18 protein-coding genes are annotated in these 17615 nt (G+C 65.9%); 10 read left to right on the top strand and 8 right to left on the bottom strand.

The window, feature by feature from the left end:
- Window positions 1–13 precede the first annotated feature (13 nt).
- Both ACYAF3_RS09995 and argB read left to right on the top strand, forming a co-directional pair.
- Entirely contained in the window at window positions 14–2605 is a 2592-nt protein-coding gene (locus tag ACYAF3_RS09995; RefSeq protein ID WP_003098295.1) for a phosphomannomutase/phosphoglucomutase, read from the top strand.
- A gap of 16 nt (window positions 2606–2621) precedes the next feature.
- Window positions 2622–3527, top strand: coding sequence for an acetylglutamate kinase (argB, locus tag ACYAF3_RS10000; RefSeq protein ID WP_003096572.1), 906 nt, complete (start codon window positions 2622–2624; stop codon window positions 3525–3527).
- Window positions 3528–3572: 45 nt separating this feature from the next.
- Here the strand turns inward: argB and sphR are convergent, their stop codons facing one another.
- Window positions 3573–4643 (bottom strand): AraC family transcriptional regulator SphR, encoded by a 1071-nt coding sequence (sphR, locus tag ACYAF3_RS10005; RefSeq protein ID WP_003098298.1) that lies wholly within the window; start codon window positions 4641–4643, stop codon window positions 3573–3575.
- A 225-nt stretch (window positions 4644–4868) separates the two neighbouring features.
- Between sphR and ACYAF3_RS10010 the strand changes: the two genes are divergently transcribed.
- Window positions 4869–5819, top strand: a complete 951-nt coding sequence (locus ACYAF3_RS10010) for a SphA family protein (RefSeq protein WP_003098300.1) — start codon at window positions 4869–4871, stop codon at window positions 5817–5819.
- Window positions 5820–5888: 69 nt separating this feature from the next.
- Here the strand turns inward: ACYAF3_RS10010 and ACYAF3_RS10015 are convergent, their stop codons facing one another.
- From ACYAF3_RS10015 to ACYAF3_RS10025, 3 genes are all read right to left on the bottom strand, one after another.
- Window positions 5889–7097 (bottom strand): DSD1 family PLP-dependent enzyme, encoded by a 1209-nt coding sequence (locus tag ACYAF3_RS10015; RefSeq protein WP_073658430.1) that lies wholly within the window; start codon window positions 7095–7097, stop codon window positions 5889–5891.
- 82 nt (window positions 7098–7179) lie between these two features.
- Complete coding sequence (locus ACYAF3_RS10020; RefSeq protein ID WP_003098304.1) at window positions 7180–8508, bottom strand: D-arabinono-1,4-lactone oxidase; 1329 nt, start codon at window positions 8506–8508, stop codon at window positions 7180–7182.
- Between the two features lie 77 nt (window positions 8509–8585).
- Window positions 8586–8975 (bottom strand): c-type cytochrome, encoded by a 390-nt coding sequence (locus ACYAF3_RS10025; RefSeq protein ID WP_003098306.1) that lies wholly within the window; start codon window positions 8973–8975, stop codon window positions 8586–8588.
- A gap of 173 nt (window positions 8976–9148) precedes the next feature.
- Here ACYAF3_RS10025 and ACYAF3_RS10030 point away from each other — a divergent pair, with 173 nt between their 5' ends.
- Window positions 9149–9613, top strand: coding sequence for an acyl-CoA thioesterase (locus ACYAF3_RS10030; protein ID WP_003098308.1), 465 nt, complete (start codon window positions 9149–9151; stop codon window positions 9611–9613).
- Here the strand turns inward: ACYAF3_RS10030 and ACYAF3_RS10035 are convergent.
- Together ACYAF3_RS10035 and pyrE are read right to left on the bottom strand one after the other, a co-directional pair.
- Complete coding sequence (locus tag ACYAF3_RS10035; protein WP_003161150.1) at window positions 9593–10210, bottom strand: hypothetical protein; 618 nt, start codon at window positions 10208–10210, stop codon at window positions 9593–9595. The two genes, ACYAF3_RS10030 and ACYAF3_RS10035, sit on opposite strands and share 21 nt — an antisense overlap.
- A 20-nt stretch (window positions 10211–10230) precedes the next feature.
- On the bottom strand, window positions 10231–10872 hold the full coding sequence (gene pyrE, locus ACYAF3_RS10040) for an orotate phosphoribosyltransferase (protein WP_003096586.1): 642 nt from the start codon (window positions 10870–10872) through the stop codon (window positions 10231–10233).
- Between the two features lie 80 nt (window positions 10873–10952).
- Here pyrE and ACYAF3_RS10045 point away from each other — a divergent pair, with 80 nt between their 5' ends.
- Entirely contained in the window at window positions 10953–11732 is a 780-nt protein-coding gene (locus tag ACYAF3_RS10045; protein ID WP_003098313.1) for an exodeoxyribonuclease III, read from the top strand.
- Between the two features lie 58 nt (window positions 11733–11790).
- On the opposite strand, the gene ACYAF3_RS10050 is transcribed toward ACYAF3_RS10045, so the two are convergent.
- Complete coding sequence (locus ACYAF3_RS10050) at window positions 11791–12162, bottom strand: DUF4870 domain-containing protein (protein WP_003096590.1); 372 nt, start codon at window positions 12160–12162, stop codon at window positions 11791–11793.
- 46 nt (window positions 12163–12208) lie between these two features.
- Window positions 12209–12928 carry a ribonuclease PH gene (gene rph, locus ACYAF3_RS10055; protein ID WP_003096595.1) on the bottom strand — a complete coding sequence of 240 codons (720 nt, stop codon included), beginning with the start codon at window positions 12926–12928 and terminating at the stop codon, window positions 12209–12211.
- Window positions 12929–13108: 180 nt separating this feature from the next.
- Between rph and ACYAF3_RS10060 the strand changes: the two genes are divergently transcribed.
- The 5 genes from ACYAF3_RS10060 (at window position 13109) to ACYAF3_RS10080 (ending at window position 17610) form a co-directional block, all read left to right on the top strand.
- A complete protein-coding gene (locus ACYAF3_RS10060) occupies window positions 13109–13972 on the top strand; it encodes a YicC/YloC family endoribonuclease (RefSeq protein WP_003096599.1) in 864 nt (287 codons plus the stop codon).
- Window positions 13973–14030: 58 nt separating this feature from the next.
- The gene (gmk, locus tag ACYAF3_RS10065) at window positions 14031–14642 is read left to right on the top strand and encodes a guanylate kinase (protein ID WP_003098317.1); all 612 of its coding nucleotides are present in this window, start codon (window positions 14031–14033) and stop codon (window positions 14640–14642) included.
- Between the two features lie 88 nt (window positions 14643–14730).
- Window positions 14731–14997 (top strand): DNA-directed RNA polymerase subunit omega, encoded by a 267-nt coding sequence (rpoZ, locus tag ACYAF3_RS10070; RefSeq protein ID WP_003096602.1) that lies wholly within the window; start codon window positions 14731–14733, stop codon window positions 14995–14997.
- A 65-nt stretch (window positions 14998–15062) separates the two neighbouring features.
- Window positions 15063–17168, top strand: a complete 2106-nt coding sequence (gene spoT / locus ACYAF3_RS10075; protein WP_003096603.1) for a bifunctional GTP diphosphokinase/guanosine-3',5'-bis pyrophosphate 3'-pyrophosphohydrolase — start codon at window positions 15063–15065, stop codon at window positions 17166–17168.
- A 61-nt stretch (window positions 17169–17229) separates the two neighbouring features.
- Window positions 17230–17610, top strand: a complete 381-nt coding sequence (locus tag ACYAF3_RS10080) for a RidA family protein (protein ID WP_003096609.1) — start codon at window positions 17230–17232, stop codon at window positions 17608–17610.
- Window positions 17611–17615: the final 5 nt, after the last annotated feature.

Raw genomic sequence — 17615 nt, forward strand, 5'->3', positions numbered from 1 at the left:
GAGGAGACGCGGCATGAAGCTTTTCCAGCGCACCGCCAAGGATGGGAACGAGTTGGGCGACCTGCTCGAACCGGAAAAGAAGCCGCTCAAGGCAGCGTCCGAACGCGCTGACGGCAAGGACCTGCTGCCCGGCATAGGCGCCAGCCTGCTGGGCGTGGCGGCCGCCGGCGCCCTGCTCTGGTTCGGCGTCTTCGGCGGCGCCGGTGAGGCGCAGCAGCGCCAGTTGGACGCGGCCTGGGCCGAAGGCCAGGCCGGCGCCTTGCGCCAGGCCTTGCAGCAACTCGCCGCCGACACCCGCGCCGCCGCGGCCAGCCCCCTCGCCCTCGAAGCCCTGCAAAGCGGCGACGCCACCCGCATCGAGGCCGCCCAGCGCAGCCTGCTGGCCTGGGACGGCGTGGTCGATGCCCACCTGAACGCGCCCGGCCAGGCCGCCCAGGACAACGACAGCCCCGGCCCGGTCAGCTTCGCCGCCCTGGATATCCTGCACCGGGTGGAAAGTGGCCAGAACGTCGCCGCCGAAGCCTACAAGGTCGGCCAGCGCTGGCTGCTGTACAGCGCCGCGCCGGTGCGCGGCGCCGACCAGAGCCTGCAAGGCACGCTGCTGCTGGCGGTCGACCTGCAACGGCTGCTGCGCGCCCTGCCGCCCTTGCCGGGCGATGCCGGCCAGGTACAACTGGTCCAGCAGTTCTCCGGCGCACCGGCCCAGGTGCTGCTGCAACGCGGTACGCCGGCGCCGGGCAAGGGTGCGCAAGCGCTGGACAGCGGCAATCCGAACTGGAAACTGAACTACACGCCCGGCAGCGTCGCTTCGACCCAGGCCTCGCCGCTGCTGCTGGCACTCGCGGCGCTGCTGGCGCTGCTCGGCGGCATCCTCGGCACCTACCTCACCCGTTCGTCGCTGTTGCGCCGCCTGCATCAGGATGTCCTGACCCTCGGTCAGTATCTTCAGGAACTCGGCGGGCAACGCACTGCCAAACCCCCTGTGCCTAGCCTGCCGGGCTTCGCCCCGCTGATCCAGGCATTGGCCCGCCAGCCGCGGCGCAAGCCGGAGCCGACCAGCGTGCCCAGCCCTGCCAAGGCAGCGCCGGTGGCGAAAGCGCCTCCTCGCGAGGAGCCGGCATTGGCAGATCCGTTGTTCCAGAACACCGACATTCTGGATATCGACATTCTCGATGAAGACCAGGACCTCCTGGGATTGGAGCAAACCCCCATCATGAGCACTGCAAAAGCACCGACGCTGCCCGCCAGCATCTTCCGCGCCTACGACATCCGTGGCGTGGTAGGCGATACCCTCACCGCCGAGACCGCCTACTGGATCGGTCGCGCCATCGGCTCGGAAAGCCTCGCCCGCGGCGAACCGTGCGTCGCTGTCGGCCGCGATGGCCGCCTGTCCGGTCCCGAGCTGGTCAAGCAGCTGATCCAGGGCCTGGTGGACTGCGGTTGCCAGGTCAGCGACGTGGGCATGGTGCCTACCCCGGTGCTGTACTACGCGGCCAACGTGCTCGAGGGCAAGTCCGGGGTGATGCTGACCGGCAGCCACAACCCGCCGGACTACAACGGCTTCAAGATCGTGGTCGCCGGCGAGACCCTGGCCAACGAGCAGATCCAGGCCCTGCGCGAGCGCATCGAGAAAAACGACCTGGCATCCGGCGTCGGCAGCGTAGAGCAGGTCGACATCCTGCCGCGCTACTTCAAGCAGATCCGCGACGACATCGCCATGGCCAAGCCGATGAAGGTGGTGGTCGACTGCGGCAACGGCGTGGCCGGGGTGATCGCCCCGCAGTTGATCGAGGCCCTGGGCTGCAGCGTGATCCCGCTGTACTGCGAGGTCGACGGCAACTTCCCGAACCACCATCCGGACCCGGGCAAGCCGGAGAACCTGAAGGACCTGATCGCCAAGGTCAAGGCCGAGAACGCCGACCTGGGCCTGGCCTTCGACGGCGACGGCGATCGCGTCGGCGTGGTCACCAATACCGGTACCATCATCTATCCGGACCGTCTGCTGATGCTGTTCGCCAAGGACGTGGTCTCGCGCAACCCGGGGGCCGACATCATCTTCGACGTCAAGTGCACCCGCCGTCTGATCGCCCTGATCAGCGGCTACGGCGGCCGTCCGGTGATGTGGAAGACCGGCCACTCGCTGATCAAGAAGAAGATGAAGGAAACCGGCGCCCTGCTGGCTGGCGAGATGAGCGGCCACGTGTTCTTCAAGGAGCGCTGGTTCGGCTTCGACGATGGCATCTACAGCGCCGCCCGCCTGCTGGAAATCCTCAGCCAGGATCAGCGTGACAGCGAGCACGTGTTCTCGGCCTTCCCGAGCGACATTTCCACCCCGGAAATCAACATCACCGTCACCGAGGACAGCAAGTTCGCCATCATCGAGGCGCTGCAACGCGACGCCCAATGGGGCGAAGGCAACATCACCACCCTCGACGGCGTGCGGGTCGACTACCCCAAAGGCTGGGGCCTGGTACGCGCCTCCAACACCACTCCCGTGCTGGTCCTGCGCTTCGAAGCGGACACCGAGGAAGAGCTGGAGCGCATCAAGACCGTCTTCCGTAACCAACTGAAGGCAGTGGATTCCTCGCTGCCCGTGCCCTTCTGACATGTCGGAGCTCCCCATGACCCTGAGTCGCGATGACGCCGCCCAGGTTGCCAAGGTCCTTTCCGAGGCCCTGCCCTACATCCGCCGCTTCGTCGGCAAGACGCTGGTGATCAAGTACGGCGGCAACGCCATGGAGAGCGAGGAGCTGAAGGCCGGCTTCGCCCGCGACGTGGTGCTGATGAAAGCGGTCGGCATCAACCCGGTGGTAGTGCATGGCGGCGGCCCGCAGATCGGCGACCTGCTCAAGCGCCTGTCGATCGAGAGCCACTTCATCGACGGCATGCGCGTCACCGACGCGGCGACCATGGACGTGGTGGAGATGGTCCTCGGCGGCCAGGTGAACAAGGACATCGTCAACCTGATCAACCGCCACGGCGGCAGCGCCATCGGCCTGACCGGCAAGGACGCCGAGCTGATCCGCGCGAAGAAGCTCACCGTGACCCGCCAGACCCCGGAGATGACCAAGCCGGAGATCATCGACATCGGCCACGTGGGCGAAGTCACCGGGGTCAACGTCGGGCTGCTGAACATGCTGGTCAAGGGCGACTTCATTCCGGTGATCGCGCCGATCGGCGTGGGCAGCAACGGCGAGTCCTACAACATCAACGCCGACCTGGTGGCCGGCAAGGTGGCGGAAGCGCTGAAGGCCGAGAAACTGATGCTGCTGACCAACATCGCCGGCCTGATGGACAAGCAGGGCCAGGTGCTGACCGGGCTGTCCACCGAACAGGTCAACGAGCTGATCGCCGACGGCACCATCTACGGCGGCATGCTGCCGAAGATCCGCTGCGCCCTGGAAGCGGTGCAGGGCGGCGTGACCAGCGCGCACATCATCGATGGCCGGGTGCCGAATGCCGTGCTGCTGGAAATCTTCACCGACAGCGGCGTCGGCACCCTGATCAGCAACCGCAAGCGTCACTGATCCGCCCGCCACGGCGCGCTCCGGCGCGCCATGGCGGTTCCTCCATTAGCGTCGCGCGGCCAGCGTGAAGACCTGGTCCAACGGGCTCGTGCCCTCGCTACGGAAGGTCGCCGGGCTCACTCCCGTCCAGCGCTTGAACGCGCGCCTGAAACTGCGGATATCACGATATCCCACTTCCTCGGTGATACGTTCGATGGACATCCCGGGGTTGCCCAGCAGGCTCATCGCCCGCCCTCGACGCACCTGCTCCAGCAACGCCTCGAAGGTCAGCCCGTGTTCGGCCAGCCGCCGCCGCAGGGTGCGGCTGCTCATGTTCAGTTCGGCGGAAATCCTTTCGATCTGGCTGCCCAGGCTTAGGTCGCGGGCGATGGCCCGTTCCACCGCCTGGACCAAGTCGAGTTTCCGGTGCACCTGGGTGCTTTCCTGCTCCAGCAGGGCCAGCGCCTGGCGCAACGCCGGCAGGTTGTGGTTGGGCAGGCGCATGTCCAGCCAGTGGCTGGCGATCGCCATGCGGTTGTGCAGGCAGCCGAAGCGTACCTGGGGCCCCAGCAGGCGCAGGTATTCGCCCGCGTAGGGCGGAGCGGCATGGATGAGTTCGATGCCCAGCGGTTCGAACGCCGGGCTGACCAGGGCACGCCCATACACCAGCAGGCTGGCGAAGAACTCCTCGATGGCGAACACCTGCACCTCACTGCTGGGCAGGTGGCATTCGACCTCGACGAAGAAGGTTTCGCCCTGCTGGTAGACGCTGGAAGTGACGATCCCGCCCGAGCTGTGCTGGTAGCGCACACCGATGTCGAACGCGTCGCGCAGGGTACGGCACAGCGACAGCACATGGCCCAGCAGGCCAAGGGTGCCGAGCACGTTCTGGTGTCCGACCCACAGCCCCAGCCCCCGCTCCGGCAGGGCCTGGAGGGCACGCTGGATCATGCTCACGGCCTGGCGGTAGGAGATGCGCTGGGTAGGGTCCTGCAGGTCTTCGACGGTGAAGCCCAGGCCCCGGCACAGCCGCGCGGGATCGACGCCATGGCCTTCGACCACCTCGGCCAGCGTCTGCAGCAGGAAGGTGGATACCTGGGCGAGTTCGTAGCGCGCATCGGCGGCATTGTTGTGCATGGGCGAAATCCTGAGCCGGTCTCGGCTTCGTTCTTGTTCTGGCGGTGGATCGCGACATGGGATGAGCGTCCCATCATATAGCGTTCCGCACAGATGTAACAAAGCATTGCACGGTGTCCGCAAATCCCCCCCTCGCTGACCGTCAATGCCCTGCCTCGGCCTGTCGATAGGGCTTATTCCTATGCCGTACCCCGAGCCACGCCAAACAATAATAAGAGCCCGCCCATGAACCCGACCCACCCCCGCAGGCCCCTGCGCCTGGCCGCCTGCGTCACCCTCGCCGTCAGCTGCTGCACCCATGCCAGCGAAGGCGGCGTGGACAACATAGGTCCAGGAACCGACGGTTTCTTCACCCTGCCATTGGACGTCGACAACCTCCCGGACCACATGTTCGCCTTCAACGTCTACTACAACCACTACGAAGCCAGGAAGCTGAACATCAGCTCCTTCGGCGGCAAGGTATCCGACGTGAAGATCAGCTCGGATGCGATCATCCCTCGCCTGGACTACCTGAGCCCGCTGCGGATCTTCGGCGGGCGCCTGGGCGGCTACATCGCCCAGCCCTATCTCCGCCAACGGGTGGCCGCGTTCGGCCTGAGCGACGAACGGGAAAGCATGGGTGACACCACCTTCGCGCCGATCATCCTCTGGGACATGGGCAAGGACCTGACCCTGGCCGCCGCCGTGGAGGTCACCGTGCCCACCGGCAAGTACGATGCCGAGCGGCTGGCCAACACCAGCAACAACTTCTACACCTACAAGCCGCTGTTCTCCTTCACCTGGCTGCCCACCGAACGCACCGAGCTGTCGCTGAAGGCCACCTACAGCTTCAACATGGAAAACCACGACACCGACTATCGCTCGGGGCAGATCTTCCATTTCGACTATTCCGCCAGCTACCGGGTGACCGACAACCTGCGCCTCGGCCTGAACGGCTACTACCTCAAGCAGACCACCGACGACAAACAGAACGGCGAGACCGTACGGGTGTTCGGTTTCGGCGAGGAAGTCGACGACGGCGTACGCGGCCAGGTCTTCGCCATCGGCCCGGCCGTGCACCTGACCTTCCTCAAGTACGCCAGCGCGGAGATCCGCTGGGCCAAGGAATTCGACGTGGAGAACCGCCCCGAGGGCGACATGCTCTGGGCCAAGCTGACCATTCCGTTCGAACTCTGAGGCATCGGAACGAAGCGGCAGCCCGGTATCCGCGGGCTGCCGCCATCGACGAGGAAAGCGCCAGGCGTCCTAGGCGTAAACCGGCCAGCGCTCGACGATCCGCCCGCCGCGCAGCGCCAGCAGGTCGCCGAATTGCAGCAGCACCGACTCGCTCTGGGTCGGCCGCAGGAAGACCTGGTCGTCCACCTCCAGGCCCACCGAAGGCGAGCCGTTGACCATTTCCTGGTTCGAGCTGCGCCCGTAGATGCCGTTGCTGCGCAGTCCCTCGGGCGAGGCGAAGTCGGCCATCCAGTTGCCGCCGTAGATGAAGAAGGTGCCGCGCTGGTTGGGGTCCCACCAGGAAAACAGCCGCGACTTGCCGTCCAGCGCCGGGATCTGCACCGCGCCGGTGCTCTTGAGTACCGGCGTGGCGATGTAGACGGCCGGCACATGCTCGGCCAGGGACGCCAGGTCGTAGTGGCTCGGCTTGAGCATGGCGGTGCCCACCGAGACCTCGCTGCTCAGCGTTTCCTTCTCGTGCATGCGATAGCTGGGGCTGCCGGCGGTATTCAGGGTCAGCTGTGGTGTCCACAGCGCGGCGAAGCGCTGGCGGGTGAAGTCGACATGTCCCTGGTAGAGCGCCATGACCTTGGCGAACAGCTCCTCGGGCGAACCGAGGATGCCCGGCACCCCCATTCCGACGAAGGGGTCGTAGCCCATGAAACCAGCGAACTCCAGGTGCTGCGGATGCGCCGCGATCAGCGCCAGCAATTCGCCCAGCGCGGCCTGGTCGACCACCCCGCCGCGATGCAGGCCGACGTCCAGTTCGATGTTGACGCGCATCCGGGTACCCAGCCCCTGGGCCAGCGCCAGGTACTGACGCAAGCGCTGCGGCGTATCGATCAGCCATTGCAGCTGCCGCGCCGGGTCGAACGCACCCTTGTGCTCGCGGTAGAACAGTTCCGCCGAACGCACCGGCAACGGCTTGCCGAGGAGGATGTCGGCATCCGCAAAAGCGACCGCGTCGTGGTTGAGGAACGGTTGGTGGAAGGACATCAGCCGCCGGGTGCCGGCGCGCCTGGCGATGTACGCCAGCAGGCCGGGCGAAGGCAGCGATTTCTCCACCAGCCGCAGATGCTTGCCGCCGCGGCGGACCGAACGCATCACCACATCGATGTTGTGGTCCAGGCGATCGAGGTCGATGAGCAGCACCGGGCACATCGGGCCATTGGCCTTGAGTTCGCGGTTCAGCGCGCGGAAATAGTCGTCGTACGGCCCGCCACGGTCGGCGGGACGCATCCAGGCGGCAGTTCCCGCCAGCAGCGCGCCGGCCCCGAGGCCGGCGAACATGAACTTGCGTCGATTCACGGCGTCGCTCCTTTCAGGTCACGCCCAGGATGGAAGAGAGGTGCGCATTGAGGAACCGCCCGCGGGGATCCAGCGCCTGGCGCACCTCGGCGAATGCCTTCCAGCGCGGATAGAGCCCCTGCAACTGGTGCGCGTTGAGGCCATGCAGCTTGCCCCAGTGCGGCCGCCCGGCGTATTTCCAGAAGATCGGTTCCACCGCGGCGAAGAAGTTGTGGTGGTCCATGCTGTAGTGCTGATGCACGGAAATGGAACAACTGTCGCGGCCCTCGAACATGCTCAGGGGAATGTCGTCGGCCTTCACATAGCGGTACTCGATGGGAAACCAGGTGCGCAGGTCCTTGTCGCGGATCAGCGCGAGGATCTCCCGCAGGCAGGCGGGGCCATGCTCGGCGGGGACCGAATACTCCATCTCGTTGAAGCGCACGTTGCGCACGTTGGCGTAGACCGCATAGGAATCGTCGACCCGCTCGTCGAAGCGGGCGAAGTGGCGCAGGCTGTTGAGCAGGGTGCGGCGGGTCTCCGGGAAGTCGCTGAGGTACTTGTCGAGACCTTCGATCAGGCCGACGAACTCGTTGCCGCCTTCCTTCGCCGGGTCCAGGGGCGGGGTCTTCGGCTCGTCGGTCTCGTTGAGGGCGATCGACAGGGCGTAGTCGGAATGGGTCACCACCAGCATCTCCCAGTGCTGGTTCTCGCGCGTATTCTTCTCCACGTCTTCCAGCAATTCTTCGGTCCGGGCGATCCACTGCCGTTCACGCAGGCGGTAGGCCGCGCGGTTCTGCAGGCGCACCCGGGTCACGACGCCCAGCGCCCCCAGCGAGACCCGCGCGGCATCGAACACCTCCACGTTGCGCTTGGCGTCGCACTCGAGCACCTCGCCGCTCGCGGTGACCAGTTGCAGACCGCGAACCTGGGCGGAATAGGAACCGAAGCCGACCCCGGTGCCATGGGTGGAAGTAGCGATGGCGCCGGCCAGGGTCTGGTAATCGATATCGGCCATGTTCACCAGCGCCTGGCCGATCTCCTTGAGCGGAGCGCCCATCTGCGACATCGGCGTACCGCCGCCGAACTCGGCCTGGAGGGTCGCGCTGTCGTGGCTGAGCAAGCCGCTGAAGTAGGCGAGCGAGAGCAGGGTGCCGTCGGTCGGGACCAACGCGCTGAACGAATGCCCGGAGCCCACCGGGCGGATCCTGCCGGACGCCTGGCGGATGATCCGGACCAGTTCGTCGAGGTCTTTCGGTGCCTCCCGCGCCAGGGGCAGGCAGCTTTGCGCGCCGGACCAGTTGCGCCAGGGAATCAGGCGCGGTGCGCGGAGCAACTCCGCCAGCGCGGGGTTTCCCACCATGGCGGCGAACGCACCGAGCGCTCCCGCCCGTTGCAGGAGCTGGCGTCGCGACAGATGACTTGGCATGCCGGTATCCCCTATCGGTCCTGCGCTGCGGACATGAAATCGATCAAAGCCCGGAACTGTTCTTCCGAGCACTGCATGCACATGCCCATGGGTGGCATGCCCTTGTAGCCGTTGATGCTGTGGTCCAGCAGGGTGTCGATGCCCTGCGCCAGGCGTGGCGCCCAGGCAGCGGCATCGCCGGTCAGCGGCGCGCCGGAGGCGGGATTGGCGTGACAGAGCTTGCAACTGGCGGAATACACCTGCGCCAACGCAGGGTCCGCAGGGACACGCTGGGAATCGGCGGCCCGCGCCGGCGGCTCCGTGGATTCTCCGCAGGCCACCAGCATCAGGCCCAGGGCAAGCAGCAACCCCGGGCGGCAAAGGCGCGAGTTGCCCGGTCCGGGGCGGAGCGTGGACGACATGGTGTTCCTCTCTCGTTGCGCACGGCGTGCGTTCTCGTCGAACAACACTAAGGCCGCGACGCCCCGAGGATGAGGGCAATGCGGGCCAGCGACGGGGGGTTCTGCGGCCAGCCCTTTCGCACCGCGCGATGGCGGTCTAGAGTCGATGTCTGCAGCAGCGTCGAGGAGCCGGCATGAGCAGCGCAGCACAGCGCCAGAACTACACCTTCTTCCATTCCCTGCGGGTTCGCTGGGCGGAGGTCGATCCGCAGGGCATCGTCTTCAACGGCAACTACCTGACCTATCTCGACGTCGCCACCACCGAGTACTACCGCCAGCTCGGCATGTCCTACCCGGCCGACCTGCTGCGCGGCGGAGGCGACCTGTTCGCGGTGAAGAGCACCCTGGAATACCGCGCCCCGGCGCATTTCGACGACTGGCTGGACATCGGCACCCGCGTGGCGCGGCTGGGGCGCAGCAGCCTGGTTTTCGAACTGGGCATCTGGCGCGACGAGCAGTTGCTCACCGTCGGCGAGCTGGTCTACGTCTATGCGGATGCGAACGAGCGACAGAGCCAGCCCCTGCCGGACTGGCTGCGCGAGAAGATCAGGGCGTTCGAGCGACAGTCGCCAGTGGAATCAGGGACTCACGCCGAGTAGCTGGGAGAGCCGCGCGCGGTCGGCGGCATAGGTTCTTTCCGCGTCTTCGCGGGCCTTCTGGAAACGCCCGATCTCGCCCTGCAGGCGCTTTTCCTCCTGCTTGAGATCGTCCAACTGGTCCACCAGCGCCTGCGCCACCGGACGTCCGGCACGCTCCTGGTTGGCCGCCTGGCCTTGCAGGTTGGCCTGTTGCAGCTTGAGCGACTGCAGGTTGCCGCGCGCCACGCTGCTCAGCCCGTCCAGTTCCGCCAGGCGCCGTTCGCGAGCGCGGTCGACGTCCTCGAGGCTGGAATACAGGCGCAGCAGCTGCGCATCGGAGCTGGCCTGGGCTTGGGCCGCCTTGCGCTGCCGCAGTTCCTCGGCGGTCGGCGCCGGCGGTACGGTGCGGATAACCCGGCCCTGGTCGTTGAGGACCTGGTAGCCCTTGCCGATGTACTGCGGCGGCACACCCTGGCGGTCGAGCACCACCACGCCCTTGTCGTTGACGTAGCGGTACAGCTCCACCGCTCCGCCCGGCGCCGCCTGGGCGCCGAAGGAAAGCCCCTGGAGCACCAGCCCCAGGGCCATCAGGCAACGCATTACATCCTGTCCGACCATGCCAGTCCCTTGTGAAAGGTTCAGATACCGTATTGGGCGCGATAGGCCTCTACCGCCGGCAGATGCTTCTTCAGTTCAGCATCTTCGGCAAGATATTCCAGCACCTGCTCCAGGGAAACGATGCTCACCACCGGCATGCCGAAGTCGCGCTCGACCTCCTGGATCGCCGACAGCTCGCCCTTGCCGCGCTCCTGGCGGTTCAGCGCGATCAGCACGCCCGCGGCCCTGGCGCCCTGGGCGTCGATGATCTGCATCACTTCGCGGATCGCGGTGCCGGCGGTGATCACGTCGTCGATGATAAGCACCCGGCCGCTCAGCGGCGCGCCAACCAGCGTGCCGCCTTCGCCGTGGTCCTTGGCTTCCTTGCGGTTGAAGCACCAGGGCAGGTCGCGTTGGTGCTGCTCGGCGAGGGCCACCGCGGTGGTGGCGGCCAGGGGAATGCCCTTGTAGGCCGGGCCGAACAGGACGTCGAAGTCGATTCCGCTGTCGATCACCGCCTCGGCGTAGAAGCGTCCCAGGCGGGCCAGCGCCAGGCCGCTGTCGAACAGGCCGGCATTGAAGAAATAGGGGCTGGTGCGCCCGGACTTGAGGGTGAACTCACCGAAGCGCAGAACCCCGCGCTCGATGGCGAAACGAATGAAATCGCGCTGATACGCCTGCATGAATGACACCAAGCCGCATGAATTTAGCTAAACCGTTTGAGCTCGGGTATCATACACGCACGTGATTTTGGGGGCCATTTATGCGGATCATCAGTGTGAACGTGAATGGTATTCAGGCTGCGGCCGAGCGCGGTTTGCTCAGTTGGCTGCAAGCACAGAATGCCGACGTGATCTGCTTGCAGGACACCCGAGCCTCCGCCTTCGATCTGGATGACCCGTCCTTCCAACTGGACGGCTACTTCCTTTATGCCTGCGATGCCGAGCTACCCGAACAGGGCGGTGTCGCACTCTACAGCCGTTTGCAGCCCAAAGCTGTGATCAGCGGCTTAGGTTTCGAAACGGCCGATCGTTACGGGCGCTACCTGCAAGCCGACTTCGACAAGGTGAGTATCGCCACCCTGCTGCTGCCTTCCGGGCAGAGCGGAGACGAGAGCTTGAACCAGAAATTCAAGTTCATGGACGACTTCACCCATTACTTGAGCAAGCAGCGTCGCAAGCGCCGCGAATACATCTACTGCGGCTCGCTGTACGTCGCCCATCAGAAGATGGATGTGAAGAACTGGCGCGAATGTCAGCAGATGCCGGGCTTCCTCGCGCCCGAACGGGCCTGGCTGGACGAAGTGTTCGGCAACCTCGGCTATGCCGACGCCCTGCGCGAAGTCAGCCGCGAAGGCGACCAGTTCAGTTGGTGGCCGGACAGCGAACAGGCCGAGATGCTCAACCTCGGCTGGCGCTTCGACTACCAGGTGCTGACCCCCGGCCTGCGCCGCTTCGTGCGCAACGCCAAGCTGCCGCGCCAGCCGCGCTTCTCCCAGCATGCGCCGCTGATAGTCGACTACGACTGGCAGTTGAGCATCTGAGCCCTGTCAGACACGAAAAAGCCGGCGCATGCGCCGGCTTTTCTATTTCCCGTGCGGCCTACTTGATCAGCCGCAGGCAGAACGGATAGCGATAGGCCTTGCCTTCGTTGGCCTTGATGCCGGCGATGATGGTCAACACCAGCGCCGCCAGGCAGACCAGGCCGAGCAGGAAGAAGCCGATCACCACCAGCATCAGCAGGAAGCTGACGAACATCGCCAGCGCCACGGTGATCTGGAAGTTCAGCGCTTCCTTGCCCTGGGCGTCGACGAACGGATCGCTCTCGCGCTTGAGTTGCCAGACGATCAGCGGCCCGAGCAGGCTGCCGAAGGGAAACACCAGGCCGATGAACGCCGCGAAATGGCAGAACATCGCCCATTGCCGGGCTTCCTGGCCGGGGGTCGCGGCGACCTCTTCGGATACATCGTTCATGTAGCGCTCCTTCTCCGGGGCCCGGCAGGCAGTGCCGGGCGTCTGCTCATTCGGCCAGCGCGGCGCGCTGAAGTTCGAACAGCTCCTGCATGCCCTGCTGGGCCAGTTCGAGCATGGCATTCAGCTCGGCGGGACGGAACGGCGCGCCTTCGGCGGTTCCCTGCACCTCGATGAAGCCGCCGGCATCGGTCATCACTACGTTCAGGTCGGTTTCCGCGGCGGAATCCTCCAGGTAGTCCAGGTCGAGGACCGGCACGCCCTGGTAGATGCCCACGGAAACGGCGGCGACCATTTGCTTCAGCGGATTGCCCTTGAGCGCGCCACGCTTCTTCAGCACCGCCAGGGCGTCGATCAGCGCCACGGTGGCGCCGGTGATTGAGGCGGTGCGGGTGCCGCCGTCGGCCTGGATCACGTCGCAGTCGATGTACAGGGTGTTCTCGCCGAGCTTGCTGAGGTCCAGCGCCGCTCGCAGGGAGCGGCCGATCAGGCGCTGGATCTCCAGGGTACGACCGCCCTGCTTGCCGCGGCTGGCCTCGCGCTGGTTACGCTCGCCGGTGGAGCGCGGCAGCATGCCGTACTCGGCGGTCAACCAACCCTGGCCCTGGCCCTTGAGGAAGCGCGGCACCCCGGACTCGGCGCTGACGGTGCAGATCACCTTGGTATCGCCGAACTCGACCAGCACCGAACCTTCTGCGTGCTTGGTGTAATGGCGGGTGATGCGGATCGGGCGCAGCTGGTCGGCGGCACGGCCACTGGGACGATTCATCGTGGATATCCTGTACTGAGAAAGCGGAATTGGCCGCCATTATAGAGGCCAGCCTGGGCTCTCAACCACCGTCGGCGTGCGGGCCCCGCCGGACGTGGGTTACAATGCCCGGCTCGAATCACGGCAGCCGCGCGCGTCCGGCGCCGAACGCACTCCCCACACGACTATCGAGGTAGACCCATGGTGCACAGCATGACCGCCTTCGCCCGCGTCGAGCAGGCCGGTACCCACGGCACCCTGAGCTGGGAGCTGCGCTCGGTCAACCACCGTTACCTGGAGCCCCACCTGCGCCTGCCCGACGCCTTCCGCGACCTCGAAGGCGCGGTGCGCGAGGCGCTGCGCCAGGGCCTGTCGCGTGGCAAGGTGGAATGCACCCTGCGCTTCGCCGAGGAAACCGCCGGCAAGAGCCTGCAGGTCGACCAGGAGCGCGCCCGCCAACTGGTCGCCGCCGCCGAAGGCGTAGCCGCCCTGATCCGCCAGCCGGCGCCTCTCGATCCGCTCGCCGTGCTGGCCTGGCCCGGCGTACTGGTGGCCGACTCGGCCGATCCGCAGGCGCTCAACGCCGCCGCCCTGGAAGCCTTCGGCCAGGCCCTGGAGCAACTCAAGGCCGGCCGCTCGCGCGAAGGCCAGGAGCTGGCGAAGCTGCTCAACGATCGGCTCGACGCGATGCTGGTGGAAGTCGGCAACCTGCGAGAACTGGTGCCGACCATGCTGGCCAACCAGCGGCAGAAGATCCTCGACCGCTTCGCCGAACTCAAGGCCGAACTCGATCCGCAGCGCCTGGAGCAGGAACTGGTCCTGCTGGCGCAGAAGAGCGATGTCGCCGAGGAGCTGGACCGCCTCGCCACCCACGTCGGCGAGGTCCGCCGGGTCCTCAAGGCCGGCGGCGCCGCCGGTCGGCGCCTGGACTTCCTGATGCAGGAACTCAACCGGGAAGCCAACACTCTAGGCTCCAAGGCGTTCGACCCGCGCTCGACCCAGGCGGCGGTCAACCTCAAGGTCCTGATCGAGCAGATGCGCGAGCAGGTCCAGAACATCGAATGACCGGCGGGCGCCTCCGCCCGATCTCTTTCCAACCCGTACGAAGCACCAGGAACACCTCATGTCCGGCACCCTGTACATCGTTTCCGCTCCCTCCGGCGCCGGCAAGACCAGCCTGGTGAAGGCCCTGCTCGACGCCGCCCCCGAGGTCCGCGTGTCCGTCTCCCATACCACCCGCGGCATGCGTCCGGGCGAGGTGGACGGGGTCAACTACCACTTCACCAGCCGCGAGGAATTCCTCGCCATGCTCGAGCGCAACGAGTTCCTCGAGCATGCCGAAGTCTTCGGCAACCTCTACGGCACCTCGCAGCGCTGGGTCGAGAAAACCCTCGCCGAAGGCCTCGACCTGATCCTCGAGATCGACTGGCAGGGCGCCCAGCAGGTGCGCCGGCTGATGCCCGAGGCCCAATCGATCTTCATCCTCCCGCCGAGCCAGGAAGCCCTGCGCCAGCGCCTGACCAACCGCGGCCAGGACAGCGACGAGGTGATCGAGCGGCGCATGCGCGAAGCCGTCAGCGAAATGAGCCACTACGTGGAGTACGATCACTTGGTGATCAACGACGATTTCGCCCACGCCCTGGACGACCTCAAGGCGATCTTCCGCGCCCGCCAGTTGCGCCAGGACGCCCAGCAGCAACGCCACGCCGAACTGCTCGGTCGTCTGCTCGCCTAAATCGGCTCTTCCATAAAGATTGGCGATTTTTTAGACTATTCAGTCCGCCCGGCAAACGTCGGGCTCACTTTTCGTTACGAGGAACACCATGGCCCGCGTCACCGTTGAAGACTGCCTGGACAACGTCGATAACCGTTTCGAGCTGGTCATGCTCGCCACCAAGCGCGCCCGTCAGCTGGCTACCGGCGGCAAGGAGCCGAAAGTGGCCTGGGAAAACGACAAGCCGACCGTCGTCGCCCTGCGCGAGATCGCTTCCGGCCTGGTCGATGAGAACGTCGTCCAGCAGGAAGACATCGTCGAGGACGAACCGCTGTTCGCAGCGTTCGACGACGAGGCCAACACCGAGGCCCTGTAAGCCATGGCCTCGGCTCGACGTCGCCTGCGAGCGCCGCAACCCGCCTACGGGCAGGGGGTGAACCCTTGCCGGGCATAGACGCCTTCGCCGACAGACTGTCGAGCTACCTCGGGCCGGACCAGGTCAACCTGGTCCGCCGCGCCTACTACTACGCCGAGCAGGCCCACGACGGGCAACGCCGCCGCAGCGGCGAACCGTACGTGACCCACCCGCTGGCGGTCTCCAACATCCTCGCCGACATGCACATGGACCATCAGAGCCTGATGGCCGCGATGCTGCACGACGTGATCGAGGACACCGGCATCGCCAAGGAAGCGCTCACCGCGCAGTTCGGCGAGACGGTTTCGGAACTGGTCGACGGGGTCAGCAAGCTGACCCAGATGAACTTCGAGACCAAGGCCGAGGCCCAGGCCGAGAACTTCCAGAAGATGGCCATGGCCATGGCCCGCGACATCCGCGTGATCCTGGTCAAGCTGGCCGACCGCCTGCACAACATGCGCACCCTCGAGGTGCTGTCCGGCGAAAAGCGCCGGCGCATCGCCAAGGAAACCCTGGAAATCTACGCGCCCATCGCCAACCGCCTGGGCATGCACACCATGCGCGTGGAGTTCGAGGACCTAGGTTTCAAGGCCATGCACCCGATGCGCGCCGAGCGCATCCGCCAGGCGGTGAAGAAGGCCCGCGGCAACCGCCGCGAGATCGTCGGCAAGATCCAGGAGTCGCTGGTCAACTGCCTCGCCCGCGAAGGCATGGAAGGCCAGGTGATCGGCCGCGAGAAGCACCTCTACAGCATCTACCAGAAGATGCGCGGCAAGCGTAAGGCGTTCAACGAGATCATGGACGTCTACGCCTTCCGCATCATCGTCGACAAGGTCGATACCTGCTATCGCGTGCTGGGCGCCGTGCACAGCCTGTACAAGCCGTTCCCCGGACGCTTCAAGGACTACATCGCGATTCCCAAGGCCAACGGCTACCAGTCGCTGCATACCACCCTGTTCGGCATGCACGGGGTGCCCATCGAGATCCAGATCCGTACCCGCGAGATGGAAGAGATGGCCAACCACGGGATCGCCGCGCACTGGCTGTACAAGTCCAACGACGAGACGCCCAAGGGCACCCATGCCCGCGCCCGGCAATGGGTGAAGGGCGTGCTGGAACTGCAGCAGCGCGCCGGCAACTCGCTGGAATTCATCGAGAACGTGAAGATCGACCTGTTCCCGGACGAGGTCTACGTGTTCACGCCCAAGGGCCGCATCATGGAACTGCCCAAGGGTTCCACCGCGGTCGACTTCGCCTACGCGGTGCACACCGACGTCGGCAACAGTTGCATCGCCTGCCGCATCAACCGTCGCCTGGCGCCGCTCTCCGAGCCGTTGCAGAGCGGCCAGACGGTGGAAATCGTCACCGCCCCGGGCGCCCGGCCGAACCCGGCCTGGCTGAGCTTCGTGGTCACCGGCAAGGCGCGCACCCATATCCGCCATGCGCTCAAGCTGCAACGCCGCTCCGAGTCGATCAACCTCGGCGAGCGCCTGCTGAACAAGACCCTTACCGGCTTCGACAGCCACCTCGAGAAGATTCCCCAGGAACGCATCCAGGCCGTGCTCGCCGAGTACCGCATGGAAGTCTTCGAGGACCTGCTGGAAGAGATCGGCCTGGGCAACCGCATGGCCTACGTGGTCGCCCGCCGCCTACTGTCCAGCGAGGGCGAGGAAGCGCCAAGCGCCGAGGGTCCGCTGGCGATCCGCGGCACCGAAGGCCTGGTCCTGAGCTACGCCAAGTGCTGCACGCCGATTCCCGGCGACCCGATCGTTGGCCACCTGTCCGCCGGCAAGGGCATGGTGGTGCACCTGGAAAGCTGCAAGAACATCAGCGAAGTACGCCACAACCCGGAAAAATGCATCCAGCTCAGCTGGGCCAAGGATGTCACCGGCGAATTCAATGTCGAACTGCGCGTCGAGCTGGAGCACCAGCGTGGCCTGATCGCCCTGCTCGCCACCAGCGTCAACGCGGCCGACGGCAACATCGAGAAGATCAGCATGGACGAGCGCGACGGTCGCATCAGCGTGGTCCAGCTGGTCGTCAGCGTGCACGATCGCGTCCACCTGGCCCGCGTCATCAAGAAGCTGCGCGCCCTCAAGGGAGTGATCCGGATCACCCGCCTGCGTAGCTGACCCGCTTTTTCCTGTGTCATCCGGCGCCCCCGCGCCCACTCGATTTCAGCAAGGAGTTCCCATGACCAAGACCGTTATCCACACCGACAACGCCCCGGCCGCCATCGGCACCTACTCCCAGGCCATCAAGGCCGGCAATACCGTCTACGTGTCCGGGCAGATCCCGCTGGACCCGAAGACCATGGAACTGGTGGAAGGCTTCGAGGAGCAGACCGTCCAGGTGTTCGAGAACCTCAAGGCGGTGATCGAGGCTTCCGGCGGCTACCTGCACGACGTCGCCAAGCTGAACATCTTCCTCACCGACCTGTCGCACTTCGCCAAGGTCAACGAGATCATGGGCCGCTACTTCACCCAGCCCTACCCGGCGCGCGCCGCTATCGGCGTAGCCGCCCTGCCGAAGGGCGCACAGGTGGAAATGGACGCCATCGTCGTCCTCGAATAAGCCGG

The sequence above is a fragment of the Pseudomonas sp. TZ252 genome, from assembly GCF_056110345.1.